This window comes from Amycolatopsis sp. NPDC047767 (genome assembly GCF_040704195.1).
Lineage (GTDB): Bacteria > Actinomycetota > Actinomycetes > Mycobacteriales > Pseudonocardiaceae > Amycolatopsis.
The window spans coordinates 244,261-270,837 of the sequence record NZ_JBEYSJ010000010.1 but is presented as its reverse complement, the minus strand read 5'-3'; the positions used below and the strand labels follow the sequence as shown (position 1 = coordinate 270,837).

Sequence of the window (26,577 nt, the reverse complement as noted above, 5' to 3'; positions counted from 1 at the left end):
AGGGTGACCAGACTCGAAGCGATCCCGGGCAAGGTCAGAACTCGTAGTCCCAGTCGACTTCCCACAGCAGGACCGAGCCGTCCGAGGTGCCGGTGACCACGTGGTGGCCGCTGGGGGTCATGGCCGCCGAGGCGACGTAGGTCAGCTGGGCCTGGTGCAGGCAGCGGCCCTCGACCAGGTCCCACCAGCGCAACGTCCGGTCCTCGCCACCCGACAGGGCGTGGCGGCCGTCAGCGGTGATGGCGACCGCGTTGAGCTGGGCGGTGTGCCGTGCCGGTAGCTGCCGGACCTCGCCGGTGGGCAGGTTCCAGGCGAAGACCGCGCCGGTGGTGCTGCCGGACACGGCGTGCCGGCCGTCCGGGGTGACCGCGACCGCGCTCACGCCACCACTGTCCGGAGTGGACGTGCGGAGGCACTCACCGGTGGCCAGATCCCAGTAGCGCAGCGTGTGGTCGGCGCCGCCGGACAGGGCGTGCCGGCCGTCGGCGGTGACGGCCAGCGCGTTCACGTGTGCTTCGTGGCCGGACAAAGTGCGCACGGCCTCGCCGGCGCGCAGGTCCCACAAGCGCACCAACCGGTCGGTGCCCGCGGACACGGCCCGGCGGACGTCGGGCGTGATGGCGACGGCGAAGGTCATCACGTCGGCATCGAGTGGCAGCGCGGCCAGGAGCTTCCCGCGGTTGAGGTCCCACCAGTGCACTTTCTCGTTGCCGACGGACACGGCGTGCCGGCCGTCCGGGGTCGCCGCGGCGCTGAACGCGAAGCCGTCGCCGGCGTCGAGGGTGTGCAGGCACTGGCCGGTGGTCAGGTCCCACCAGCGCAGCAGTGTGTCCGCGGTCGAGCTCAACGCACGCCGTCCGTTCGCCGTGATGGCCACGGCCTTCGTGAGGTGGGCCGGGGTCGCCAGCCGGCGGATCTGGCGACTGGCGATCACCGTGGTGCGCCGTCCGCCGTGGCCGGACCGGCGCCACAGCTCACCCAGCTCCGGATCGTTCTCGAATCCGGCGACGGCCCGGGCCGCCCGCAGTTCCCGCGCCGCGGCGGGTGCGTCGCCCCGGTCGAGCAAGGCCCGCGCCGCCTCGATCCGGCCGTGGAACCGCTCGGCCTGGGCACCGAGGTCCATTGTGGAGCGTGGACGGCTGTACCGCCACGGCGCCGGACGGCCGGGGGCGAGGTCCCACCAGCGCACGGTCTGGTCGAAGCCACCGGACAGCGCGGTCCGGCCGTCGGCGCTCACCCGCAGCGAGTTGAGCGGGCCGCCGACGGCGACGGTCCAGAGGCAGCGGCCGGTGGCCAGCTCCCACCAGGTCAGCTCGCCGTCCCCGTTGCCGACGACCACGGTGCGTCCGTCCGGGGCGACGGCGACCGCGAAGATGGCGGTGGATAACATGTCCAGCACGCGGTGGTGGTAGCTGAGCACCCGCAGGCACCGGCCGGTGGCCAGGTCCCAGTACCGCACCGCGCCGTCGTGGCCGGCCGAGAGGAACCGGGTGCCGCCGGGCAGCGGCGCGAGTGCGTAGACGGCGCCGCGGTGGCCGGTGAACTCGCGCAGCTGATCGCCGGCCTCCAGGTCCCAGCAGCGCACGGTGCCGTCCTCACCCGCCGACAGGACCAGCGCTTCGGACAGCACCGTGATCCGGTTGATCCCGCCCTCGTGCCCGCCCAGGGTGTGCAGGCAGCGGCCGGTGGCGAGGTCCCAGCACCACAGGGTGCCCGTGGCGTCGCCGGCGAAGGCCCGCTGTCCGTCCTCGGACAGCGTGACGGACCGGAACGGCACGCCGTCCTGGCCGGTGAAGGTCCGCAGAGCGGTGCCCTCGACCAGGTCCCACCAGCGCACCGTGCCGTCCATGGCACCGGACAGGGCGCACGCGCCGTCCGTGGACAAGGCCACCGCACCGACCAGTCCGATATGGCCGGTCAGGGTCCGCAGGCACTGGCCGGTCTCCAGGTTCCACCAGCGGACGGTCCGGTCCTCACCGCCGGAGACGGCGTGCCGGCCGTCGGCGGCGAAGGCCGGCGGGCAGGTCTTGCCCTCCTGCGGGGGCAGGACCAGCGTCCGCTGCCGTACCGGTACGGCAGCGGCCACGGCCGCCCGCGCGGCGGCCACTTCCTCGTCACCGGGCGCGGCCTCGGCTGCTTCGGCGAGCTGGGCCTCGGCCTGCACGAGGTCACGGCGTTCCCAGTGGACCGCGCCGAGCGCGTAGGCCAAGCTCGCCCGTCGCGGGTCGGCTTCGGGCAGCGAAAACCGGAACCGCTCCAGCTCCTCCACCAGCTGGACGTCGGTCAGCCCGCCCTCGTGCCACTGTCCGAGCTTGCTGTTGACGGTGGCGTCGAGGTGCTGGGGGTCGGCTTCCAGGGCTTGGTCCCAGAACTGCCGGGCCTGGTCGGTCCGGCCGAGGTCCAGCAGGGACAGTGCCTTGTTGTTGAATCCGTCGGCCCGCACGGCTATCGAGCTGGTGTCCGTGCGCGGGTAGGAACGTCCGATGTGGACTTGATACGCGTCGGCCAGTCGATCGGCCAGCGCGCCGAGGTCCGACGGGCGCGCGGCCGGGTCAGCGGTGAAACACTCCCTCAGCAGGGTGACGACCTCGGGTGGCATCGCCGCGCGGCCCGGCGCGGTCCCCCGCGCGAGGTATTCATCCAGCGCCGCCGCGGCGAACGCGCCGAGCGTCCAGGTCACCCCGCCGGTGAACAGCTCCAGCACGGTCACCGCCCAGGACCACACGTCAGCGGCCCGTCCGGCGCGCTCACCGCGGTACTGCTCCGGCGACGCGTACGCGGGGGTGAGTCCGCGGTGGGTGACCAGGATCGACTCGGGCTCCGCCACTTCGTCCGCTCCGGAGGACCGCTGCTGAGCCCTGGCCAGCCCGAAGTCGGTGACCTTGAGCAGCCCGTCTGCGGTGAGCAAAGCGTTGCCGGGCTTGACATCCTGGTGCACCACCCCGGCCTCGTGCGCGGCCCGCAGGCCCCAGGCCAGCTGGATCGCGACGTCGAGGATGTCCGGCAGCTCCCGCAGCCGCCCTGCGGCCAGCGCCTCCGCGACCGTGCCGCCGGGCACAAGCTCGGCGAAGATCCGCGGCACGCCGCCGAGCACACGCACGTAGTGGCAAGTGCACAGGTGTGGATGCGGCGGAAGGCCGACCCACACCTCGGCCTCGTCGACGAACGCCTGGACGCCGGACAGCCACAGCCGCCGCAGCGGGCTCTTCACCGCGAGGTCCAGCCCCCAGCCCAGGTGCCGCACCCGGTGCACCACACCCATGCCGCCAGCGCCGAGCTTCTCCTCGACCCGGTACGTGCCGAGCACCGTTTCCCCGACGCCCCAGGAGGCCTCGCCGGGCGGCCGCTCGTCGGGGCCGACCAGCGTCGACCGGGCCTGCACGCCCTCGTCTCGCGGCGGGTTTTTCCTTCGCCACCAAGGCATCCTCGGCTCACCTCATCCGCGGGGCTCGTGGTCCCAGTCGATCGCCCAGACGAGCACCGTCCCGTCGCGGCTGCCGGTCACCGCGGACCAGCCGTCCGAGGCGACGGCAGCCGCGCAGACCTCGTCCTCGTGCCCGGTGAGCACGCGCAGGCACCGCCCGGACCGCACCTCCAGCCAGCGCAGCGTCCGGTCCGCGCCCGCGGTGAGCGCGTGCTCGCCGTCGCCGGTGAGGGACAGGGCGAGCATCGGCCCCTCGTGCCCGGCCTGCGCGTTGATCCAGCGGCCCGAAGGCAGCTCCCACCGCTGCAGATTCCCACAGTCCTCACCGGACAGTGCGGTACCGCCGTCCGCGGTCACCGCCACCGCGCGTGAGCCGCATTTGTGACTGCGCAAGGTTTCCACGCACTCGCCGGTGCCGATGTCCCACCACCGCGCGGTGGCGTCCACGCTGCCGGACAGGGCGTGCCGCCCGTCGGCGGCCAGCACGATCGAATTCACCGGGGCGGTGTGTCCGGAAAGGACTCGCAGGCACTCCCCCGTCCGCGGGTCCCACCAGCGCAGCGTGTGGTCGGCGCCGGCCGACATCACGTGGCCCGAGGCGGCCACCGCGACCGCGGTCACCTCGTCGGCGTGCCCGGACAGCACCCGCAGCGCGACGCCCGTGGCCGGATCCCAGACCCGGACGGTGTGATCGGCGCTCGCCGAAACCGCCGTCCTGCCGTCGGGCGCGAAGGCGATCGAGGTGACCGCCTCGGCGTGGCCGTGCAGTTCCCGCAGGCGCTCCCCCGTTTCGAGGTCCCAGTGGCGCAGCCCGTAGTCCCAGCCCGCCGTGAGCACCCGGCGGCCGTCCGGCGCGAGCGCCAGCGCGGTGAGCCCGGCCGGGTCTTCGATCGTGCGGACGCGGCGGAAGTCCATGAACGCGGTCCGCCGGCCGGACCGGCCCGCTTCGCGCCACAGGTCCAGCACCTCCGGATGCCGCGCGTAGCCGGGGATGGCCCGCACCTGGCGCAGCCGCCGGGTCGCGGCCGGGGCCGCCCCGTTGGCCAGCAGGTAGCGCACCTGGCTCAGTTCGGACCGGGTTTCCCTCGCCCTCGACGCGAGTTCGAGCGCCCCGCCGGTCGGGCTGAAACTCCACGGGGCGGCCACGGATCCGGCCTGGTCCCAGACCCGGAGCTTGCGGTCGGTGGCGGTGGAGACGACCCGGCGGCCGTCCGCGGACGAGTCCACCCCGAGGACGAGGTACTCGTGGTCGATCGTGCGCAGGCAGCGTCCGGTCGGCAGGTCCCAGCAGCGGACCGTGCGGTCCATGCTGCCGCTGACGCCCCGCCGTCCGTCGGCCGAGAGGCCCACCGAGGCGATCGTGTTGTGGTGACCGGTGAGCGTGCGCAGGCATTCGCCGGTGCGCAGGTCCCACCAGCGGACCTCCCGTTCGCCATCGGAAGACAGCGCGTACCGGGCGTCCGGCGTGACGGCCACCGAGTAGACGTCGCCGGTGTGGCCGGTAAGCGTGCGCACGCCGCGGCCGGACCGGACGTCCCAGCACTGCAGGAAACCATGGTTGCCGGCCACTGCGGCGAACCGGCCGTCCGGGGTCAGGGCGACCGAGATGAGGCCGACCTTCTCCTGGGTGAGCGTGCCCGTCTGCCGTCCGGTGGTCAGGTCCCAGGTCAGGACCAGGCCGTCCTCGGCGCACGAGACCGCCGTCCGTCCGTCGGCGCTGACCGCGACCCCGCGCACGCGCTGCCGGTGTCCGTTGAGGACATACAGGCACCGGCCGGTGGCCAGTTCCCAGCAGCGCACCGTGGTGTCGGCCGAGCCGGACAGCGCGAGCCGACCGTCCTGGGTCACCGCGACCGCCCAGACCTCGTCGGTGTGCCCGGTGAACGTGACGACCTCGCTGCCGTTGAGGTCCCACCAGCGCACTCCACCGTCGTCCGCGCCCCAGACGGTGTGGCGCCCGTCCGGGGTCAGCGCCACGGCGTACAGCCAGCCGGCCGGGGTACGGGCGGTCTGCGGCGGGTCGGCTTCCGGACCGGGCCGGGGCACGCCACGCTCGGCATCGGCCAGCCCGGCGAGCCGCGTGACCTGGTCTTTCTGGAGGCTCGCCTGTCCCGCGGCTTGCAGGCGGCGCATCATCTCGTCGTCGGGGATGCGGGCCGCGCGCCATTGCCGGAGGCCGAGGTTGAAGGTCGATTCCGGATGCCGCGGGTCGTCGCGCAGGGCCCGTTCCCAGTACTGCTCCGCCTCCGCGTGCTCGCCCGCCAGGGCCAGCGAGACCGCGCGGTTGTTCCACTCGTTCGCGAGCGGCTGCACGGATTCGGGGGCTTCACGGGGGTAGGCGGTGCCGGTCCGCTCGGCGTGGAGGGCGATGAGCCGGTCCGCGAACTCCCGGGCGGACGACAGGTTCCCGACGAGCGATTCGGGCGGGTCTTCGAGCAGTTCCCGCACGACGGATGCCAGTGCACGGAGGTCTTCGTCCTGGGTGGCGGGCTGGCGACTGAACCCGCCGAGCCGCACGACACCGTCCTCGGCGAGCACGGCGTTGGCCGCGGTGACTTCGCCGTGGGCCAGGCCGGCCTCGTGCACGGCCTGCAGGGCCCAGGCGAGTTGGACGCCGGCGTCGAGGACCTCGCCGGCGGTGCCGAGCCGTCCGTTCTGTGCGGCTCTCGCCAGGTCCTCACCGGGCAGGTCCTCGGCGACGACCTGCGGATGGCCGTCGACGATGTCGAGGTGGAAGCAGGTGCGCAGGTTCGGGTGCGGTGGCAGGTCGAGCCAACCGCGGATGCGCGACAGCAGGATGGCGGTTTCGGCTTCCCGATCGGCGGCGGGGCCGGCCGCCAGGACGTCGGCCGGGGTGTGTCCGGATCCAGGCGCGGCGTCCGGTCCGGCGTCGGCAGGCCGAACCCCGCCCCGGTCCGGCTGGGTGTTCCCCCGGCTCTTGCGGCCGAACAGCCGCCAGTCCCTGGACAACCCGGTCCTCCCCACCCTCGACAGCCGGCGCGGCCCGCTTCGCCGCGGCCCGGGAACGAGACTGCCATGCCGGCCCGGGACCGGTCCCGCCCCGGCTTCACTTGCTGTCCCCCGCGTCAGCGGAGCCCCGCCCAACAACACTGGCGCGACACGTGACCTCCGCCGTGCAACGGATTGAGCGCTGCGCTCCGTCTCCCCATCACCGGCGGCCCAGGGCTGATACCGACGGCGCCGGCGACGAGCCAACTCGCACGAACCTGACGGAGGGCGGAAGGCATGAACGTTCCCACAGCTGACGGCACGGTCCGCATGCTGCTGCTCGCCGCCGACGTCGACGAGCCCGGCACCGTCCAGCTCGACACCGTCATCCCCTACCACCTGGGCGCCGACGGCATCGTCTACTGGAACGCACCCTGCGAATCCGGGCTGACCTTCGTGCTCCTCAACCTCGACCCCACCGGCCTGCCCAGCGGCGTTGTCCACCAGCGACCCGACGGCTCCGAAGTACTGCGCACGATCGACGGCTACCGCCTGGAGGTCGACACCGGAAACGGAGTGGCGGTCTTCGCGCCGAACGGGCAGCGTCGATCGATGACCGGCATTTTCCTCGTCAAGCCCTAACTGCCGCTCGAAGGGGTCCGTCGACGTCGAGTAATAGCAACGGCCGGCTCATGGAACCCCTGGCTTCGCTCTCTCGATTTACTGCGTCGCCGCAGCGTATCCGGCTCTTCACAGACGGGGGTGTAGTTGCGGCCTGAAGCCGCCGGTCTCGAGCAGGGACCTGGCGATGTAGTTGGTGAGTTGCGGAGGCCGAGAACGGAAGCAGCCGGGACGCCGGCTCACTACTGTGAATTTGTATGACCGACACCGAGATCGGGATCACCGCAGACCTGGTCCGCGACCTGCTGCAGGAGCAACATCCGGACCTTGCAGGGCTGGCCATCCGTGAGGTGGCGGGCGGCTGGGGCAACCAAATGTGGCGCCTCGGGGACGAGCTGGCGGTGCGCATGCAGCGCATGCACCCCACCCCGGAGCTCCAGCTCAAGGAGCGTCGGTGGCTACCCGTGCTGGCCCCGCGCCTGCCGCTCCCGGTGCCGACCCCGGTGCGGTTCGGCGAGCCGTCCGAGCGCTTCCCCAAGCACTGGACCGTGATGACATGGGTTCCCGGCGAGCCGCTGGACCACGGCACGATCAGCCGCGGCGCCCACGCGGCCGACACACTGGCGGGCTTCCTCCAGGCGCTCCATGTGGAGGCGCCTGCTGAGGCGCCGATCGCCACAGACCGCGGAGCCCATCCCAGGAATTGCACGGGCGGCTTCGAGAACTTCCTCCGGGCCGTTGTCCCCGACGACATCGCTGCCGACGTCCGGGCCGTCTGGGACGACGCCGTTGCGGCCCAGGCGTGGGAGGGCCCGCCGATGTGGGTGCACGGGGACCTCCATCCCGCGAACGTCGTCGTCTCGGACGGAACGCTCTCGGGCATCGTCGATTTCGGTGACATGTTCGCCGGCGACCCGGCGTGGGATCTCGCTGCCGCATGGGTGCTGCTACCCACGGCCACGGCCGCACGGTTCTTCGACACTTACGCGCACGCAGACGAGGCAACGATCCGGCGCGCCCGCGGCCTTGCTGCTATGAAGAGCCTCTTCCTGATGCTCATGGGGAAGAACGGAGATCAGGGTCTCCCCGGCGGCAAGCCTCACTGGGGACCTCTGGGCCGGGCGGCACTTGATCGTGTTCTGAAGGGTGTTTGATGCACGCTTCTTCGGACTTCTCTGAAGTTGCAGCAAACATGATCTTGATCGAGCTATAACTGCAAGGTAGACGCGGCGCTGGGCTCCGGTGATGCGTCTTGAGGAGCCCGTGCGGAGCGTCTGCCGATTGGCTGGATTGGATGATCGCCCGGCGCAGTCGGTGGACGGGCCGCCGGCACGTCAACCGGCCACGGATGAACCCCGCTCCGCTGGGCCGGGGTGTGGCGTAGCCGGTGGCCCAGTTCCCACAGGGCCGTGCGGTTGGAATCCCATTGCACGGCCGCCGCTGCGTCGGCCACGGTGAACCACGCGAACTCCGTGTGCTCATGCGACAACGTCACCTCGGTGTCCTCGGCACGGACACCGAACGCGTACTCCGGGATCACCAGCACGTCCGGACCCCACGTGAACTCGCCCGTCACGTTGACGACCGGGATCGTGGCCCGCGCGTCCAAGGCGACGAACTCGCGGTCACCGACCAGCCCGGCCTCCTCGGAGAATTCCCGCCGAGCGGCCTGCACCGGGGACTCGCCCGCCTCACCACCGCCGGCGACACCTTGCCAATAGCCGACATCGGCCCGTCGGAACAAGGCGTACACCGTGCCCTGCGCGGTATGCCGGTACGGCAACACCAGGACCTGAAACGCGGCCCGACCATCCGCAGAGTCGCTCACCCCGCCAGCGTAAGAGGCGCGCGGCCGATCGCCGAACCGGCAGACGGCACGGGAGGATCTCGGTGGCGGGGTGGATCGCCATCATCATCGCCGTCGATGCGGGCCTTGCCGATCCGTCCGATCACGACGACCCAGCTGCCACGGTTCCTCTGTGGCGCCCACATCAACTCCGACGGCCGAGTGACCGGTCTCGACGGCCGCCACCACCGTCGCGCAGGGCGTGCGCAGGGACGGCGAGCAGGCGACGGAGCTGTTCCCGCCACGAGAACGCCCTGACCGCGGTTCCCCCGGCCACCTCTCTTGAAGCGCGTGCACAGAATGATGCGGAGAACGCAACAGATTTCCCGGATCAGTGCGTTGCGTATTTCAATCGCGGGCGCCAGTGTCGATGCGTGCGGACTTTCAGGGACTCGGCGGCCTCTCTCGGTGCCGCACGGTCGGCGGTCGAACCCGTCGGCGAGTCCGGCTGATTGATCGCCGGCCACGGCGGGACCCGGCCGGTGGCGAGTGTGCTCTGTGGATCGACGAACGCGGGTGTCCGCGATGCCCGCGGGGTTCCGTCGTGCCCGGAGCCGTGGATTCCGGCGGTTCGCGAGCGCCGCCGGTGAAGGACACCCAGGAGGATCAGTGACGATCGATCATCACCCGTGCGCGGTGGCGCGCCACCGCCGGTTCGACGGGATCCTGTCATGAGGCCGGCCGGACGAGCCGCAGTCGTGACGGGGGCGGCGCAGGGAATCGGGCTCGCGATCGCGACGCGGCTGATTGCCGACGGCGCCGCGGTTCTGCTCACCGATGTGAACGGAGACGCCGCGCAGCAGGCCGCCAAGACGCTGCGCGAGCAAGGCGGTACCGCGGAGGCGTTGCAGGTCGACGTGACCGACGAGGCTCAAGTACGTGCCCTTCTGCCCCGCGCCGAGGAGCTGCTCGCGCGACCGGTGGACATCGCGGTGGTCAACGCCGGGCGGCAGACGTTCAACGAGCTGCTCGACGTCACCAAGCAGGAGTGGGACGCGGTCTTCGACGTCAACGCCTGGGGCGCGTTCCTCACGGCCCGGGAAGCCGGACGGCACCTGCGCTCGGCGGGCCGGGGCGGCAGCATCGTGGTCATCGCGTCGCGCTCGGCGCGGCTCGGGACGCCGCATTCGCCGCACTACGCCGCGTCGAAGGCGGCGGCGCTGAACATCATGAAGTCCTGTGCGCTCGAGTTCGCGCCGGACGTGCGGGTCAACGCGATCGCGCCGGGGATGATCGACACGCAGCTGTGGGCGCGGGCCGATGCCTTCGAGTCCGAATTGGACGGTAGCGCGGCGGGAACCGCGCGGGCCGCCAGGATCCGGCAGATCCCGGCCGGCCGGCCCGGCAGCCCCGCCGACATCGCCTCGGTCGTGTCGTTCCTCGCCTCCGACGACGCGGGTTACCTCACCGGCGAGTGCCTCCACGTGTCCGGCGGCGACTACATGCTCTGACCGCCCACCCGACCACCGAAGAAACGGAGCTGACGGAAAGTTGACGAACACAGCCTCACCAAGCCTCACCGGCAGCGAGCAGCGAGGAGCGGCCTGATGTCCCACGATTCGCTGGTGCTGAGCCAGGGGTCCTTTTTGGACCTTTCCACCCCCGAGTTCCTGAAGGTCTGCGCAGACTCCGGCATGGCCGCGAGCGTGTGGGACATTCCGGTCCACCACGACAGCGTCGACGTGGTCGCGAAGGCCGCCGAAGACCTCGGCGTCGAGGTCTTCAGCCTCTGCCGGCTGGGCTACTTCACCGAGGACGACCACGACGACGCGCGGTGGCGGTCGAACCTGGCGGTGCTCGACACGGCCGCACGGCTGGGCGTCGAGACGGTCGTCGTCGTGGTCGGCGGTGTGACGACCACCTTCGCCGAGGCCGAAAGCCGCATCCGGGCGGGGCTCGCACGGATCCTCCCGGAGGCCCAGGCCCGCGGGGTGCGGCTGGCGATCGAGCCGTTCCACCCGATGCTGGTCGCGGAGCGCTCGTCCGTCTCCCGGCTCGCCCAGGCGACGGCGCTGGCCGAGGAGTTCGCCTCCGAGTGGCTGGGCATCACCCTCGACGTCTACCACGTGTGGTGGGACCCGGATCTGACCGAGTCCGTTCGCGCGGCCGCCCCCCACCTCATGGCGGTCGACCTGTCCGACTGGCTGGTCCCGACGACGAACCTCCTGCGCGGGCGCGGCCGCCCCGGTGACGGGGTGATCGACCTGCCGGGTTTCGTGCGGCTGGTCGACAGCGTCGGCTACACGGGCCGCTGGCAGGTCGAGGTCCTCAGCGACGAGCCGCGGCCGGGTTCCGATCTCGACTACGCCCTGGACCTGCGGGAGCGGACGGCACGCCTGCTCACGACCGCACGGTGACCCGCGGCCACCGCGTTTCCCTCATCAACCACTCCTCCCGGAAGGCAGTTCGCATGGCCGACTCGATCACCCTCAAGCTCCCGCGTCCGGACGGCACGGCGGAGCAGCACACGATGGGCCCCGCCCGCGAGTTCCCCGCGCCGGCCGCCCCGTTCGCCCAGCGTGACGTCTTCGCGGCGCCGCACGTCGTCGCCGCTGCGCTCGGCGAGTACACGCCGGGGGTCGAGCCCCCGGTCGACTGGGACGCCACGATCGCGTTCCGCCGCCACCTGTGGCGCTACGGCATCGGCGTGGCCGAGGCGATGGACACCTCCGAGCGCGGCCCGGGTGGCTTGACCTGGGCGCAGACCAAGGACCTGATCCGCCGCTCCAGCGAGGCCGCCACCGAGGCCGGCGGTGAGATCGTCTGCGGCGCGGGCACCGATCAGCTCGACGTCACCTCGCCGACGCTGGACGACATCGCCGACGCCTACCTCGAACAGCTCGACTTCATCCAGGGCCTCGGCCGCGGCGCGGTCCTGCGGGCCAGCCACGTGCTCGCCCACGTTGCGACGGGTCCCCAGGACTACGCCTACGTCTACGACCGGGTGCTGGAACGCGTCGAGACCCCCGCGCTGGTCCACTGGATCGGCGAGGTGTTCGACCCGGCTCTGCGGGGCTACTGGGGACACACCGACGTGGACGAGGCCCTCAAGGCGGTCGTCACGCTGGCCGAACGCCACGCGGAGCGGCTGCGCGGGTTCAAGTTCTCCCTGCTGGACGTGGAACGCGAGGAGCGCCTGCGCCGCGAGCTGCCCGACGGGGTCGTCGTCTTCACCGGCGACGACCACGACTACCCGAAGCTGATCCGCGGCGACGGCGAGCACCACAGCCACGGTCTGCTCGGGGTCCTCGACCCGCTGGCGCCGATCGCGTCCGTCGCCTTCCAGAAGCTGGACGCGGGCGATCCCGACGGTTTCACCGCCGACATGGAGGCCACGCTCACCCTCGCGCGCCGGCTGTTCGAGCACCCGGCCGGGGAGTACAAGACCGGGGTCGTGTTCCTCGCCTACCTCTCCGGGCACCAGGACCACTTCCGGATGGTCACCGGCCGGGAAGGCATGCGGTCGGTGAACCACCTCACCGACGTCTTCCGGCAGGCCGACGCCCTGGGTCTGCTGCCCGATCCGGCGCTGGCCGCCGAGCGCATGCGAGCGGTGCTGACCGTCGCCGGGTGGGACGCGGCGAGCTGAACGCGGCGCACCGAGACCGACCGCGAACCCGAATCGGATAGCCGCGAAGGAGCGACTTTGTCCACAGAATCAGCGATCACGTACGACCTCGTCGTCGTGGGCGGCGGCGGCGCGGGCCTGGCCGCCGCCACCCAGGCGGCCGAAATGGGCGCGAGTGTCGCGCTCCTGGAGAAGAACGCCGAGCTGGGCGGGACCACGAGCCGGTCGATCGGCTCGTTCTCCGCCAACGGCACCCGGCTGCAGCGCAAAGCCGGCGTGGCCGACGCGCCGAGCGAGCACTTCGAGGACATGGCGAAGTTCGCCGGTCCGCTTGTGGAGCGCGACAACCTCGCGTTGCGGCGGGTGTACGTCGACAACTCCGCGGACACCCTGCACTGGGTCCAGGACCACGGCGTCGCGCTCTTCGGCCCCATGCCCGAACCGCCGCACCGCAGCCCGCGCATGCACAACGTCCTGCCGAACTCCTCGGCCTACATCTACTGGTTCGAGCGAGCCGCGCGGAAAGCGGGCGTGCGCATCCTCACGAACACGGCGGCGCGCCACCTCGTCGTGGAGGAAGGCCGTGTCGTCGGGGTCGAGACCGAGACCACGAGCGGCGCCCGGCGCGTCATCCGGGCCCGGCGCGGAGTCGTGCTGGCCGCGGGCGACTTCAGCTCGAGCGTGGAGATCAAGACCAGTCAGTTCGCCACGGCCCGGGCGGCGCGGGTCGAGGGCATCAACCCGACCAGCACCGGTGACGGGCTGCGGCTCGGGATGGAGGTCGGCGGCCGCATCCTCAACGGCGACCTCGCGGTCGGCCCCGAGATGCGGTTCGTGGCTCCGCCGCGCAAGCTGCTGCTGCAGAAGCTGCCGCCGTGGCCGATCCTGACCACGATCATGCTGCTGGCGCTGCGGTGGCTGCCGGACGCGATCCAGCGGCCGTTCATCATGTCGTTCGCCACCTCCTACCTCGCGCCGTCGCCGAACGTCTTCAAGCAGGGCGCGATCCTGGTCAACGCCGACGGCGAGCGGTTCACCGACGAAAGCGCGAGCCCGGAGCTGGAGCTGCCGGACCAGCCCGGCGGCGAGGGCTACCTGGTGATGGACGAGGCCACGGCCACCCAGTTCAAGAAGTGGCCCAACTTCATCTCGACCGCGCCCGGTGTCGCGTATGCCTACATCGACGACTACCGCCGCAACCGGCGCGACATCTTCCACAGCGCGCGGATGGTGGCGGACCTGGCGGCCAAGATCGGCGCCGATCCGCGCAAGCTCGCCCTCTCGCTCGGGCAGTCCGCCGGCGGCGAGCAGAACTTCGTGGCGCTCGGGCCGCTCAAGAGCTGGATCGTGCTCACCGAGGGCGGGTTGGCGATCGACACGGACATGCGCGTCCTCGACCAGCAGGACGACCCGGTCCCGGGGTTGTTCGCGGCCGGGTCCAACGGACAGGGCGGTCTCCTGCTGGAAGGCCACGGCAACCACGTCGGCTGGGCGTTCATCTCCGGCCGCATCGCAGCCAAACGCGCCCTGTGGTCGGCGACGAAAGACGAGGAGTGACCCCGTGAGCACCTCCACCGAGCCCCGCCGCGGCACCCCGAAGCTCGCCGACCAGCTCGACGGCCACCGGATCCTGGTCACCGGCGCCGCCGGGGACATCGGGTCCGTCGTCGCGCGCACGGCCGCGGCCCGCGGCGCCGAAGTGCTGCTGATGGATCTCGACTCGCCCGCGCTGTCCGGGCTGTCCGCCGAGCTCGGCTCGGCCGCAGCCGCCGCCAACCTGCTGGACACCCCGGCGACGTGCGCGGCGATCGAGACCCTCGCGGACGGCAAGCCCATCACCGGGCTGGTCAACGTCGCCGGGGCCCACAACCGCGAAGCCGCGCTGGAGTTGTCCGCCGACGACTGGGACCGGGTCCTGGCCGTCAACGCGCGCAGCACCTTCGTGGTCACGCAGGCCGTGGCGCGGACGATGGCCGCCACCGGTGGCGGCGCGGTCGTGAACTTCGCCTCGATCGCGGCGTGGCAGCCGCGGGTCAACCTCGCCCACTACTCCGCGGCCAAGGCGGCGATCGTCGGTCTCACGTACTCGCTGGCGCTCGAGCTGGCCGAGCACGGGATCAGGGTCAACGCCGTGGCCCCGGGCGTGATCTCGACCCGGTTGACGGCCCCGACGCTGGAGGAGCCGGTGTCCCGGGCGGAGCGGCTCGGCAAGATCCCGCTCGGCCGGTTCGGCCGGCCCGAGGATGTGGCCGAAGCCGTGTGTTACCTGCTGTCCGACAGCGCGTCCTTCGTCAGCGGCCACGTGCTGACGGTGGACGGCGCCCAGTCGGTGGTCTGATTCCACCCGGCTGACGCCGCGCACCGGAAAGGCCGGCCGGACGGGAAACCCCCGTCCGGCCGGCCTTTCCCCGTGCCCGGTCGCGCGGTCGCGGCGCGGTGACGATGACATGCTGACCGGGGACAGGCCTGGACCGGGCAAGCCCCGGCTCGGTTCCCGGTGCCGGACACCCGGGGCGACCTGCGAGCGGAGTACGAAGGACCATGGCCGTCGACGACGTCACCCTGCACCAGATCCGCGTGTTCCGCGAGGTGGCCAGGACACGCAGCTACACCAGCGCCGCTCGTCACATGAACCTGTCGCAGTCGACGCTGAGCCGTTCGGTTTCGCAGCTCGAGCGCACGCTGGGGGTGACGCTGCTGCAGCGGGACACGCGCAACGTCGTCGTCACCGCGGAAGGGGAGGAGTTCCTCAAGGTCGCCGACCAGCTCATAGACACGCTGTCGGTGGGGCTCGAGCGCTTCGACCGCTACGCCAAAGCGCAGCTGGGCACGCTGGCGCTCGCCACCCTCGCGTCGTTCGCGGCGGCGGTCCTGCCGAGGCTGCTGAGCGCGTTCTTCAGCGGCAACGAGGCACTCGACTTCCACCTCGTCGACGGCGGGAACGACGACGTGCTGCGTCACCTGGAACAAGGCACGGTCGAGGTGGCGATCACCGCCGACGTCGAGGTGCCGCAGGGACTCTGGGTCACGCCGGTGCTGGAGGAGAAGTTCTACGGCGTCGCCCCAGACGACCACCCATGGGCCGACCGGGACGCGGTCACCTGGAGCGATTTCGACGCCGAGCGGTACGTGGCCGCGCGGCAAGGCACCAGCATCCGGGCCATCACCGATCAGGCGCTCGCCGACGCGGGAGCGGAAGTCCGCCTGCGGTTCGAGGTCGCCAACATCGCCACACTCGGCGGACTGGTTCGCGCCGGGTTCGGCGTGTCCGCCCTGCCGGCGCTGGAGTTCATGGGTTACCGGCTCGACGATCTGACACGGGTGCCGATCGTCGGGCCGGGCCCACATCGGGTGCTGGCCGTTATCTCCCGGCCCTACACCGAGCTGTCACCGACCGCCCGCCGTTTCCGGAAGGTCGCTGCTCAGGAACTGCGGAGAATGAGCCTGCCCACCGGGATCAGCGTGCTCGCCGCCGAGCCGTGAGCCTTGCGCCACGTTCAGCCGGCGCATCGTCAGCAGCGTGGCGATGCCGATCAGACTGACCCCGAGCACGAAGAAGTACGGCGAGCGCAGGTTGCCCGTGGAGCTGACCAGCCAGGTACAGATGTAGGGCGCCGTTCCGCCCGCGATGACCACCGACACGTTGGTCACGAGAGCGGTGCCGGTGTAGCGGACCTCCGGCCCGAACAGCTGGGGCGTGAGGGTGTAGTTGCCCGCCTGCGCCGTCGCCATGTTGACCGCGACGACGAAGTAGCCGACGCCGGCGAGGAAGAGGTTGTTGAAGTCCATGATCACCAGCGCCGGGTACGTCACGATCGCGTAGGTGGCCAGGCCGATGATCGTCACGTTCACCGAGCCGATCCGGTCGACCAGCCGGCCCGCCAGCGGTGTCATCAGCACGCCGAAGAGGGTGCCGCCCGCGGTGATCCAGTAGACGGGTGTCTTCGCGTAGTGCAGGCTGGTGATGAGGTAGATCGACAGGAAGGTCGCGCCGACGTACGCGGTGCCCTGGACGCCGATGCCGAGCAGGATGCCCTTGATGAGCGGGCCGGGGTACGACCGGAACGCGGAGACCAGGGGGAACCCGTGCCGGGGGCTCTTGTCGTCGTCGATGCGGGGCAGGAAGCGCCGGGCGAGGAAGCAGACGATGGTCAGGGGAAGCCCGGCCCAGAACGGGATGCGCCAGGCCCACTCGTTCATCGCACTGGTCGTCACCAGACCCGACACCAGGCCGACGGCGGCGGAGGCGATGGCGAACCCGCCGTTGGTGCCGACGGGGACGAACGACGCGTACCAGCCCTTTTTGCCCGGCGGTGCCGCTTCGGTGATGACCGTGGCCGCGCCGCCGACCTCACCGCCGGCGAAGAAGCCCTGCGCGATCCGGACGATCAGCAGGAGGATCGGCGCCAGCACACCGACGCTGGCGTAGGTCGGGAGGAACCCGATGGCCGTGTTGGCCAGGCCGATGCCGACCACGGTGACCAGCAGCGCCGGCCGCCGCCCGAACTTGTCGCCGAAGGCGCCGAAGAAGATCCCGCCGATGGGGCGGATGACGTAGGACAGCGCGAACACGGCCAAAGTGGACAGCAGCGCCGCCGTCGGGTCGTTCCCGGGGAAGAACAGCGGCGCGATGATGGCCGCGACGTACCCGTAGAGGGCCCAGTCGTAGTATTCGATCAGCGTGCCGAGGCTGCCCGCCAGCACGATCTTCCGGATGCTTCTCGCGTCTCCCTGCGACGCTGCAGGACTGTGAGCGCTCATCTTCCTACTTTCTCTGGTTCGACGGTGATGGCTACGGACAACTCAGGACCACTGGGGCCCGTTTCCCCCGCGCTCTCGATCCGATTCGGATCCGATCACCCCCGCGTTCTTCAGCGCCGCGATGCGCTCCTCGGCCAGGCCGGCCGCCGTGAAGACTTCTTCGTTGTGCTCGCCGATCTTCGGCGGGACCGCGCGCAACCGGGCCGGGGTGTCGGAAAGGGTGATCGGCATGCCGATCCACTTGACCCGGCCCACCCCGTCGACGTCGCCTTCGATCACCAGCTCGTTGTGCACGACCTGAGGATCGGTGAACAGGTCGTCGTAGTCGTTCACCGGGGCGACGAGGACGTCCTCGGCTTCGAAGCGCGCCATGATCTCCTCGCGCGGGAACTTGGCGACGGCTTCGGCGAGCAGCTGCCAGGTCTCGCGAGTGTGCTCGAGCAGTCCTTCGACGGTCTGGAAGCGCGGGTCGTTGACGTCCTTTTCGGACAGTCCACACGCGCGGGCGGCGCGCTGCCACGGATGATCGACGAAGTACTCGCCGATCAGGGTGAACCACAGGCCGTCCGCCGCCTCGTAGTAACCGTAGAGCGCGGTGTTGCCCGGGTGCGCCACACCGGCGGTGGGCCTCGGGAAACGCCGTCCGGTGTTCAGGTAGGTCGCGGCTTCCTGCAGGTGGCTGGTGATCGCGGCGTTGAGCAGGTTGGAGTCGACGACCTGGCCGCGGCCGGTGCGTTCCCGCGCGGCGAGGGCGATCATCATCCCCTGGGCGAACTGCATGGACGCGAGGTAGTCGATCATGAACGTGCCGGTCGGCACCGGGCCCGTGTCCTGGGTGCCGGTGAGCGCCATCAACCCGCTGACCGCTTGCGCGGCCAGGTCCTGGCCGCGGCGGTGCGCATAGGGACCCGACAGGCCGTAGCCCGTCGCGTAGGCGACGATGATCCGCGGGTTGACCGCGGACAGCTGCTCCCAGCCCAGGCCCAGGCGGTCCATGACCCCCGGGCGGAAGTTGCTGGCGACGATGTCGGCGTCCCGTGCGAGGCCGAGGATCAGCTCGCGCCCGGCATCGCTCTTCACGTCGACGGTGATGCTCTTCTTGTTGCGGTTGGTGGCGGACCAGTGCGGGCTGAACCCGGCGGCCAGCAGCGGCTGCTGGTTGCGGCCGATCTCGCCCACGTCGATGCGCTCGATCTTGATGACCTCGGCCCCGAAGTCCGCGAGGACCTGGGTGGCCGAAGGGCCCTGTTCCAGCTGGGTGAAGTCGAGGATCCGGATTCCCTCGAAGGCGTCTGTCACGGTTCCCCTTCGGTTTCGGTGCGGGCGGGTGGTGCGGGCGGTGGTGCGGATCAGGTCATCAAGTCGCCGCCGCACACCTTCAGGCACTCGCCGGTGATGTAGGAGGCGTCCGGTGAGGCCAGGAAGGTGATCGCGGCCGCGACTTCCTCGGGACGGCCGAGCCGGCCCAGGGGGTTGTCCTTGATCCGGCGTTCGAGCGCGAGGCCGGCGTCCTGCCCGGTCAGCCGGCCGATCTCGGCGTCGGCATGGTCCGACATGCCGGTGGCGATGCGGCCGGGGGCGACGGCGTTGACGCGGATGCCCCGCGGCGCGAGCTCGGCGGCGAACGACTTGGTCAGGCTCGCGACGGCGGCCTTGGACGCCGCGTAGTGCGCCGACAGCGCGTTGGGCAGGAACCCCTGGATCGACGCCAGGGCGACGATGGCGCCGCCGTCGCCCAGGCACCGCGCGGCGAGCTGGAGGGTCAGCAGCGTCCCGCGCCCGTTGACCTCCAGTACACGGTCCCAGTCCTGCGGGTCCAGCTGCGAAGCCGGGCCGAACAGCTGGATGCCGGCGTTGGCGACCACGACGTCGAGGTGTCCCGCGCGGTCGGTCGCGGTGGCCATCGCCTCCGCGGACGTCACGTCCAGGGGGAACGCCTCGGCTCGGCCGCCGTCCGCGCGGATGCCCTGCGCGGCCGCCGAGGCCAGGTCCGCGTCGATGTCGGCGATGAGCACGTCGGCGCCGAAGCTGGCGAAGCGACGGGCGGTGGCCAGCCCGATGCCGCGGCCGGCGCCCGTGACGAGCACCCGGCGGCCGGCGAAAGGAGTCCCGTTCATTCGGCCGGCCCCCAGTGCGCGACACCGGTTTCACGGTGCCGCCGGTTCTCGATCCCGACGACCCCGGTTTCCTGGAGCCGGGCGACTTCGGTGGACGTGAAGCCGAGGCTGGCCAGGACTTGCTCGTTGTCCTGCCCGACGGTCGGCGGGGCGTTTCGCACCCGAGCGGGGGTGGCGCTGAGCTTCACGGGCGGGCCGACCAGCTTCACGGTGCCGGCGTGCGGGTGCTCGGCGGTGACGACCAGCTCGTTGTGGAGGACTTGCGGGTCTTCGAACAGGTGCGGGTAGTCGTTGACCGGGGCGGCGAGGAGGTCCTGCTCCTCCAGCGCTTTCAGGGCCTGGTCGAGCGACAGGCCGTCGAAGGCGTGCTGGAGCAGCGCGTGGGTTTCCTCGACGTGCTCGGCCAGCCCGCGCGTTGTGGCGAAGCGGGGGTCGTCGCGGTGTTCGGTGAGTCCGAGCGCGTCGCAGACCCGTTGCCACGGCTGGTCCACGAAGTACTCGCCCACGAGCACGAGCCACCGGTCGTCGGCGGTGCGGTATCGCGCGTACAGGGCGGTCGAGTGGCTGTGTGCAATGCCTTCTGCCGGGCGTGGGTACTCCCGCCCGGTGTTCAGGTAGGTCGTGGCCTCCTGCAGGTGCAGCGCCACCGCGGAGTTGAGCAGGCACGAGTCCACGACCTGCCCCTCCCCCGTGCGCTCCCGTGCGGCCAGCGCGAGCATGATGCCCTGGGCGAAGTGCATCGCGGCGACGTAGTCGATGGCGTACGTGCCGGCCGCGGTGGGTGAGTCTGCGGATCCGGTCAGGGCCAGGACCCCGCCCATGGCCTGCGCGGCCAGGTCCTGCCCGCGACGCTCGGCGTAGGGGCCGGAGCGCCCGTAACCCGAGGCGTACGCGCAGATGATCCGCGGGTTGATCGCGCGGAGGTCGTCGTAGCCGAGGCCGAGCCGCTCCATGACCCCGGGCCGGAAGTTGCTGGCGACCACGTCCGCCGTTTTTACCAGGCGTTCGAGGACGTCACGCGCTCCCGGGGCCTTGAGGTCGAGGCTGAGGCTGAGCTTGTTGCGGTTGTTGGCGGCCCAGTGCGGGCTCATGCCGTTGACCCGCGGGCTGTGGTCGCGGCCGATCTCGCCGATGTCGTGGCGTTCGATCTTGATGACCTCGGCGCCGAAGTCCGCGAGCACCTGCGTGCCCGACGGTCCCTGCTCCAGCTGGGTGAAATCGAGAACGCGCACGCCCTCGTACACCTCACGCAGTCCTGCGCCGCCGCTCATCGCGCGGGTTCCACGGCCTGGTGCTCCGTCGAAAGCAGCGCATCCTCCGGTTCGGTGTGCAGGAGGATCGCCTTGCGCCCACTTTGGACGACCTGGCCGTGCTGGTTGACCAGCTCCACGGCGAAGGTGACCACGCCCTGGTCGGGGCGCTTGGTCCGGCGGCGCAGCTCGTCCACCACGAAGCGGACGTGGATGGTGTCCCCGAACCGGATCGGGGCCTTGAACGACCAGTCCGAGATTCCCAGGAACGCGATGGCGGTCCCGAACAGCAGGCCACCGCCCAGCATCAGCCCGTGCGCCATGGACAGGCCCAGCAAACCGTGGGCGATCCGTTCGCCGAACTCGGTCTTCTCGGCGTAGGCCCGGCTCACGTGGACTTCGGAGTAGTCGCCGGTCGTGCCGGCGAAGGTGACGACGTCGCCTTCGGTGATGGTCCGGGTCGCCGATTCGAACTCCTGGCCGACGTACAGCTGACTCCAGGTGAGACCACGTGCTGCCACGGTGTTTCCTTTCCTCGCGCCCTGGGGGTTGCCGTGACGCTAAGGCGAGGTGACGGCGGGCATCAATTCATCTGCCGCCTTCATCTGTTGAGTCTTGTGCGGCCACTGTTGCCAACGTCGCAAGAATTCCCTCGAACCAGTGCGTTGCATGCCTGGATGGCACCGGTCAGAGTCGAGTCACCCGAAGCACTTCTGGAGAAGGACGGCGATGGCGACTCTTCGTTCCCGGACCACCACCCACGGCCGCAACGCGGCGGGCGCGCGCTCGCTCTGGCGCGCGACCGGGATGACCGACAGCGACTTCGGCAAGCCGATCGTCGCGATCGCCAACTCCTACACCCAGTTCGTGCCCGGCCACGTCCACCTCAAGGACCTCGGCGAGATCGTCGCCGAGGCCGTGAAAGAGGCCGGTGGCATCGCACGCGAGTTCCACACGATCGCCGTCGACGACGGCATCGCGATGGGCCACTCGGGCATGCTCTACTCGCTGCCCTCACGCGAGATCATCGCGGACTCCGTGGAATACATGGTCAACGCGCACCAGGCCGACGCCCTCGTCTGCATCTCCAACTGCGACAAGATCACACCCGGCATGCTCAACGCCGCCATGCGCCTGAACATCCCCACCGTGTTCGTCTCCGGCGGACCGATGGAAGCCGGCAAGGCCGTGGTCGTCGGCGGCGTCGCCCAGGCCCCGACCGACCTCCTGACGGCAATCGCCGCGTCGGCCTCGAAGGACGTGGACGACAACGCGCTCACGGCCGTCGAAGAGGTCGCGTGCCCGACGTGTGGTTCGTGCTCGGGCATGTTCACCGCGAACTCCATGAACTGCCTCACCGAAGCTTTGGGACTGTCGCTGCCCGGCAACGGTTCCACGCTGGCCACCCATCGTGCCCGTCGAGAGCTTTTCCAGGAGGCCGGCCGGACGGTGATGGCGCTGTGCAAGCGCTGGTACGGCGAGGACGACGCCTCCGCCCTGCCCCGCTCGATCGCCACCCGCGAGGCCTTCGAGAACGCCATGGCGCTCGACATGGCCATGGGCGGCTCCACCAACACCGTGCTGCACATCCTCGCCGCCGCACAGGAAGGCGAAGTCGACTTCACCATCAGCGACATCGACGCCATCGGCCGCCGCGTGCCCTGCCTGTCAAAGGTCGCACCGAACTCCGACTACCACATGGAAGACGTCCACCGCGCCGGCGGCATCCCCGCCATCCTCGGCGAGCTCTGGCGGGCCGGGCTGCTCCGCGAGAACGTGCACACGGTCCACGCCGCGTCGCTGTCGGACTGGCTGTCCACTTGGGACATTCGCGCCACCTCGCCGTCGGCCGCGGCCGTCGAACTCTACCACGCGGCGCCGGGCGGTGTCCGCACCACACAAGCGTTCTCCACGGACAACCGCTGGTCCTCACTCGACACCGACGCCACCGGCGGCTGCATCCGCGACCTCGAGCACGCGTACACCAAGGACGGTGGCCTCGCGGTGCTGCGCGGCAACCTCGCCGAGAACGGCGCCATCATCAAAACCGCCGGCGTCCCCGAAGGCGTTTTTCATTTCGAAGGCCCCGCGCTGGTCGTCGAAAGCCAGGAGGAGGCGGTGTCGGTCATCCTCACCAAGACGATCAAACCCGGCGACGTGCTGGTCGTCCGGTACGAGGGCCCCGCCGGCGGCCCCGGGATGCAGGAAATGCTCCACCCCACGGCGTTCCTCAAAGGCACCGGCCTCGGCGCCCGGTGCGCGCTGGTCACCGACGGCCGCTTCTCCGGCGCCTCCAGCGGAATCTCCGTGGGCCACGTCGCGCCCGAAGCCGCCGCGGCCGGCACCATCGGCCTCGTCGAAAACGGCGACCGGATCATCATCGACGTCCGCGAACGCCGCCTCGAACTCCACGTCCCCGCCGAAGTCCTGGCCGAACGCCGCGCCAAGATGGACGCATCGGAGCGACCGTGGACTCCTCAGGATCGCGACCGTCCGGTCTCGAACGCCCTGCGCGCCTACGCCGCCATGGCAACCTCCGCCGACACCGGCGCGGTGCGCCGCATCCCCAGCCCCGCGCGGTCACGCTCCGCCGAGGCGCACTCCCCGGCACGGCAACCCTGATCACCGACGGCCGCGCCGCAGGACCGTTATTCCGCGGCCGCCGGTACCTCGGTGGACGAGCGGCGGCGTCTGGACCGCGACCGGCTCGCCCAGTAGACCCACCCGAAGATCATCAAGAAATCGACGAGTCCGATCACGAGGCCGACGATGAAGTCGACCTCATCGGGTCGATGCAGGTCCACCGCCGCTGCGGGGTCGGCGACTACGTCGACAACCGAGCTGGCTTGTCGCCGTTCACGGCCACGATGCCGTGCTGCCCGTCGGGCGTGACGACGGCCAGGGCGTTGCGCGTGTACCTGCTCGGTGGCGTGAACTGTTCGGCGGTCCAGTGGTCGGTGTAGCCGGTTGCGGTCGCCCGCACGTGCACGCCGCGCGTCTCCAAGATCAGCCCGTCGACGGCGGCGAGTCCGGCCATGAAGATCATCACGATGTGTATGCCGGCGACGAAGACGCTCAGCAGGATGAACACCCCGTCACGGGCGAGGATCGCCGGGATCACGAGGATCAAGGCGGCGCTGATCCAGATCAGCAGAGTGCCGCCGCCACGGTGGAACACGTCCAGCACGACACCGAGCCAGGTCACCGCGGCCAGCACCAGCGTGGCCAGCACCGTGCGCACCCAGATCATGGGCGAATGGTAACGGCGGGTGAACCGGGACGCCCGGCGTTTCGCCCGGTCGGGTTCGCGTGGATCTCGGGCGATTCGATCCGGTTGTCCCGTTCAGCGGGTTGGGGGCCTGCGGGAATATCGCCACTGTCGCCACGGTTCGAGCCGTCATGGGCGTTGCGGCGGGATGTGTCGGTCCGGGAGCGGGGCCGTGATGTCCGAGCGCCACGCGCCTTTCAGGGTGGGGCTGGTCGTCCCGTTGCAGGGGCCGGCGGGGATCTACGGGGCGTCCTGCGTGCTGTGTGCCCGGCTGGCGGTCGAGGAGATCAACAGTGCGGGCGGGGTCCTCGCTCGTCCGGTGCAGCTGCGGATCGTCGACGGCGGGGCGGGGGTGGATCGGGTCGCGTCCGAAGTGGATCGGCTGATCAGCGCCGGACAGATGGACGCCGTGGTGGGTTGGCATCTCTCCGCGGTGCGCCAGCAGCTGGCGCCCCGGATACGCGGACGGGTTCCGTATGTCTACACCGCACTCTATGAAGGCGGTGAGTCGACGCCCGGGGTGTTCGCGATCGGTGAGACCCCCGAAATCCAGCTGCTTCCCGCCCTGACCTGGATGGCCGACGAGATCGGCGTGCGGCGATGGTTCGTGATCGGCAACGACTACGCCTGGCCGCACCGCTCCACGGCACTCACCCGGCAGTTCCTCCACGACCAGGACAAAGTGCGGATCGACGGCGCCGCGTTCGTGGACCTCGGTACGTCGGCCTTCGACGCCGTCCTGCGGCAGATCGAGCGCAGTGCCTGCGACGGGGTGCTGATGTTCCTGGTCGGGCACGACGCGGTCGAGTTCAATCGGCAGTTCGCCCAACGCGGCCTGCACGACCAATGCGCCCGGTTCTCCACACTCATGGACGAGAACATGCTTCAGGCGATAGGTGCCTCGTCGGCGCAGGACATTTTTGTCGCCTCAGGTTACTTCGAAACGTTGCCCACGGCCGAGAGCCTCCAGTTCGGAGCCCGGTACGTCCGCCGGTTCGGTCCCGAGGCTCCGGTGCTCAACGCGCCCGGCGAATCCTGCTACGAAGGACTGTGGATGCTGGCCGAGCTGGTGAACCGAACCGGCTCCGGCGACGTCGACCAGTTGCACGCGACCGCCGAGCATTCCCGCTATCGCGGCCCCCGCGGGAACATCCTGGTCGATCCTCAACGGACCGAGCAGACGGTGTATCTGGCGACCGCGGACCACACGGGCTTCGACATCCTGGCCAGCATCTGACGATCCGCGCCCGACATCCGTGGCCTCAGCGTGGGTCGATCGGCGTGCAGGTACCGGCCCGGGCCTCGATCACGGCCGCGGCATCCAGAATGCCCTCTTCGTCGAAGCGTCTTCCCAGGAGCTGGACGCCGGTGGGCAGGCCCTCGACGACGCCGGTCGGCACCGAAACCGCGGGGAATCCGAGGAGGGGGATCGCCACCATCGAGGACTGTGCGGCCATCACGCGTCGCATGCTGTCGACGCTCGCGATGTCGGTGTCGTGCTCGAACGCCTGCTCGGCCGAGACGGGGAGGAGAACCGTCGGATACCGCTCGAGGAACTCGGCGAGCGCGCGGACGAGCGTGCCCCGCCTCGCGTAGCCGTTCATGTAGTCGGTGAGGCTGGGCTGCTGTCCCCACCAGGCAGCGGCGCCGGCGTACAAGCCGGCGGCGGCCTTCTTCATTCCCTCGTCACCGACCTCCTCGACCAGGGGCATGATCTGGCGGAACTCTTCCATGCACAGCAGGTACCAGAGCCGGTAGGCCTCGGCCAGAACGGGCAGCTCGGTCTCCTCGACGACGTAGCCCGCGTCACGAAGCCAGTCGGCGGCCCTGTCGAGCGCGCTGTTGACAGCCGCCGTCGGAGTCGCGACGCCGTGATCACGGATCAGCGCGACGCGCAACGGATTCGCCGCCGGCGGCGCCACCGGGGCACCCGGGACGTGGAAGGGATCACGGGGGTCCGCGCCGGCAAGGCCACGCAGTGCCAGGCGGACGTCGTCGACCGTCCGCGCCAGTGGCCCCTGCACCAGCATCGACTGCATCGAGAGAGCGGCATCCGCGTCAGGGGGACCGTAGAGACCGGCCACCTTCCCCACCGTGGGGCGCAATCCGACCACGCCGCACACGTACGCCGGATACCGGATGGAACCACCGACGTCGTTGCCGTGGGCGACGGGAACCATGCCGGACGCGACCGCGGAACCCGCGCCGCCACTCGATCCGCCGGGCGTGTGTGCGCTGCTCCATGGGTTCAGGGTGCGTCCGTGCAGATCGTTGTCCGTGAACCAGCGAAAGGAGAAGGCCGGGGTGTTGCTGCGTCCGACGAAGATCGCCCCGGCGCGTCGGAGGTTGGCCACGTGCGGGCTGTCGACGGTCGCGAGGTTGTCCCGGAATGCCACGACCCCGTCGGTGGTGGCGTGCCCGGCCTGGTCGGAGTTGACCTTGATGGCCACGGGGACGCCGTGGAGGGGGCCGAGCTCGTCTCCGGCGACGGTGCGACGGTCGGCCTCGTCCGCGGCATCGAGTGCCTCGGCGTGGCTCACCTCGACCAGCGCGTTCAGCTCGGGATTGACCGCGTCGATCCGGTCGAGGCAGCTCTGCACCGCCTCGCGGGCCGAGATCTGTCGCGTGGCAATCCCGTGGGCAATCCGGCCGGCGGACCAGCGCCAGAGATCGGCGGTGTCGCCGTCCGCAGTTGCCGGGGTCGTCGCGGTCATCGGAGTCCTCCGTCTGCCGGTCCGGGCTTTGCGGGGATCGCTTCCCGGAACTCTGATCG

The 26,577-nt window shown here is 70.7% G+C and carries 20 protein-coding genes; 10 read left to right on the top strand and 10 right to left on the bottom strand.

Going from position 1 to position 26,577, the window contains the following annotated elements:
• Positions 1-34: 34 nt before the first annotated feature.
• Positions 35-3,424: a protein kinase gene (locus tag AB0878_RS20860; RefSeq protein ID WP_366581887.1), complete on the bottom strand. Its 3,390-nt coding sequence runs from the start codon at positions 3,422-3,424 to the stop codon at positions 35-37.
• 12 nt (positions 3,425-3,436) lie between these two features.
• On the bottom strand, positions 3,437-6,394 hold the full coding sequence (locus AB0878_RS20855; RefSeq protein WP_366581886.1) for a hypothetical protein: 2,958 nt from the start codon (positions 6,392-6,394) through the stop codon (positions 3,437-3,439).
• A gap of 276 nt (positions 6,395-6,670) precedes the next feature.
• Between AB0878_RS20855 and AB0878_RS20850 the strand changes: the two genes are divergently transcribed.
• Together AB0878_RS20850 and AB0878_RS20845 are read left to right on the top strand one after the other, a co-directional pair.
• Complete coding sequence (locus AB0878_RS20850; RefSeq protein ID WP_366581885.1) at positions 6,671-7,015, top strand: hypothetical protein; 345 nt, start codon at positions 6,671-6,673, stop codon at positions 7,013-7,015.
• Positions 7,016-7,251: 236 nt separating this feature from the next.
• On the top strand, positions 7,252-8,148 hold the full coding sequence (locus AB0878_RS20845; RefSeq protein ID WP_366581884.1) for an aminoglycoside phosphotransferase family protein: 897 nt from the start codon (positions 7,252-7,254) through the stop codon (positions 8,146-8,148).
• Positions 8,149-8,201: 53 nt separating this feature from the next.
• Here AB0878_RS20845 and AB0878_RS20840 read toward each other — a convergent pair whose 3' ends face one another.
• The gene (locus AB0878_RS20840) at positions 8,202-8,822 is read right to left on the bottom strand and encodes an NUDIX domain-containing protein (protein WP_366581883.1); all 621 of its coding nucleotides are present in this window, start codon (positions 8,820-8,822) and stop codon (positions 8,202-8,204) included.
• Between the two features lie 716 nt (positions 8,823-9,538).
• On the opposite strand from AB0878_RS20840, the gene AB0878_RS20835 reads away from it, so the two are divergent.
• The 6 genes from AB0878_RS20835 to AB0878_RS20810 all read left to right on the top strand — a co-directional run bounded on the left by AB0878_RS20835 (position 9,539) and on the right by AB0878_RS20810 (position 15,891).
• A complete protein-coding gene (locus AB0878_RS20835) occupies positions 9,539-10,291 on the top strand; it encodes an SDR family NAD(P)-dependent oxidoreductase (protein ID WP_366581882.1) in 753 nt (250 codons plus the stop codon).
• Positions 10,292-10,387: 96 nt separating this feature from the next.
• Positions 10,388-11,197 carry a sugar phosphate isomerase/epimerase family protein gene (locus AB0878_RS20830; protein ID WP_366581881.1) on the top strand — a complete coding sequence of 270 codons (810 nt, stop codon included), beginning with the start codon at positions 10,388-10,390 and terminating at the stop codon, positions 11,195-11,197.
• Between the two features lie 53 nt (positions 11,198-11,250).
• Positions 11,251-12,429 (top strand): DUF993 family protein, encoded by a 1,179-nt coding sequence (locus tag AB0878_RS20825; RefSeq protein ID WP_366581880.1) that lies wholly within the window; start codon positions 11,251-11,253, stop codon positions 12,427-12,429.
• Between the two features lie 57 nt (positions 12,430-12,486).
• Positions 12,487-13,965, top strand: a complete 1,479-nt coding sequence (locus AB0878_RS20820) for an FAD-dependent oxidoreductase (RefSeq protein WP_366581879.1) — start codon at positions 12,487-12,489, stop codon at positions 13,963-13,965.
• Between the two features lie 4 nt (positions 13,966-13,969).
• Positions 13,970-14,746, top strand: coding sequence for an SDR family NAD(P)-dependent oxidoreductase (locus AB0878_RS20815; protein WP_366581878.1), 777 nt, complete (start codon positions 13,970-13,972; stop codon positions 14,744-14,746).
• Between the two features lie 203 nt (positions 14,747-14,949).
• The gene (locus tag AB0878_RS20810) at positions 14,950-15,891 is read left to right on the top strand and encodes a LysR family transcriptional regulator (RefSeq protein WP_366581877.1); all 942 of its coding nucleotides are present in this window, start codon (positions 14,950-14,952) and stop codon (positions 15,889-15,891) included.
• Here AB0878_RS20810 and AB0878_RS20805 read toward each other — a convergent pair.
• From AB0878_RS20805 to AB0878_RS20785, 5 genes are read right to left on the bottom strand one after another with little or no spacing between them, the layout of a single operon-like run.
• On the bottom strand, positions 15,796-17,169 hold the full coding sequence (locus AB0878_RS20805; protein WP_366581876.1) for an MFS transporter: 1,374 nt from the start codon (positions 17,167-17,169) through the stop codon (positions 15,796-15,798). The genes AB0878_RS20810 and AB0878_RS20805 overlap by 96 nt on opposite strands.
• 42 nt (positions 17,170-17,211) lie before the next feature.
• Positions 17,212-18,468 carry a CoA transferase gene (locus AB0878_RS20800; protein ID WP_366581875.1) on the bottom strand — a complete coding sequence of 419 codons (1,257 nt, stop codon included), beginning with the start codon at positions 18,466-18,468 and terminating at the stop codon, positions 17,212-17,214.
• A gap of 50 nt (positions 18,469-18,518) precedes the next feature.
• A complete protein-coding gene (locus tag AB0878_RS20795) occupies positions 18,519-19,286 on the bottom strand; it encodes an SDR family NAD(P)-dependent oxidoreductase (protein ID WP_366581874.1) in 768 nt (255 codons plus the stop codon).
• Positions 19,283-20,557, bottom strand: a complete 1,275-nt coding sequence (locus AB0878_RS20790; RefSeq protein WP_366581873.1) for a CoA transferase — start codon at positions 20,555-20,557, stop codon at positions 19,283-19,285. The genes AB0878_RS20795 and AB0878_RS20790 overlap by 4 nt, the downstream gene beginning before the upstream one ends.
• A complete protein-coding gene (locus AB0878_RS20785; protein ID WP_366581872.1) occupies positions 20,554-21,057 on the bottom strand; it encodes a MaoC/PaaZ C-terminal domain-containing protein in 504 nt (167 codons plus the stop codon). Before AB0878_RS20785 ends, AB0878_RS20790 begins: the two co-directional genes overlap by 4 nt.
• A gap of 208 nt (positions 21,058-21,265) precedes the next feature.
• On the opposite strand from AB0878_RS20785, the gene ilvD reads away from it, so the two are divergent.
• A complete protein-coding gene (ilvD, locus tag AB0878_RS20780) occupies positions 21,266-23,158 on the top strand; it encodes a dihydroxy-acid dehydratase (RefSeq protein WP_366581871.1) in 1,893 nt (630 codons plus the stop codon).
• A gap of 202 nt (positions 23,159-23,360) precedes the next feature.
• Here the strand turns inward: ilvD and AB0878_RS20775 are convergent, their stop codons facing one another.
• Positions 23,361-23,786 (bottom strand): hypothetical protein, encoded by a 426-nt coding sequence (locus AB0878_RS20775; protein WP_366581870.1) that lies wholly within the window; start codon positions 23,784-23,786, stop codon positions 23,361-23,363.
• Positions 23,787-23,979: 193 nt separating this feature from the next.
• Between AB0878_RS20775 and AB0878_RS20770 the strand changes: the two genes are divergently transcribed.
• Entirely contained in the window at positions 23,980-25,041 is a 1,062-nt protein-coding gene (locus tag AB0878_RS20770; RefSeq protein ID WP_366581869.1) for a substrate-binding domain-containing protein, read from the top strand.
• A gap of 25 nt (positions 25,042-25,066) precedes the next feature.
• On the opposite strand, the gene AB0878_RS20765 is transcribed toward AB0878_RS20770, so the two are convergent.
• On the bottom strand, positions 25,067-26,518 hold the full coding sequence (locus AB0878_RS20765; RefSeq protein WP_366581868.1) for an amidase family protein: 1,452 nt from the start codon (positions 26,516-26,518) through the stop codon (positions 25,067-25,069).
• Positions 26,519-26,577 lie beyond the last annotated feature (59 nt).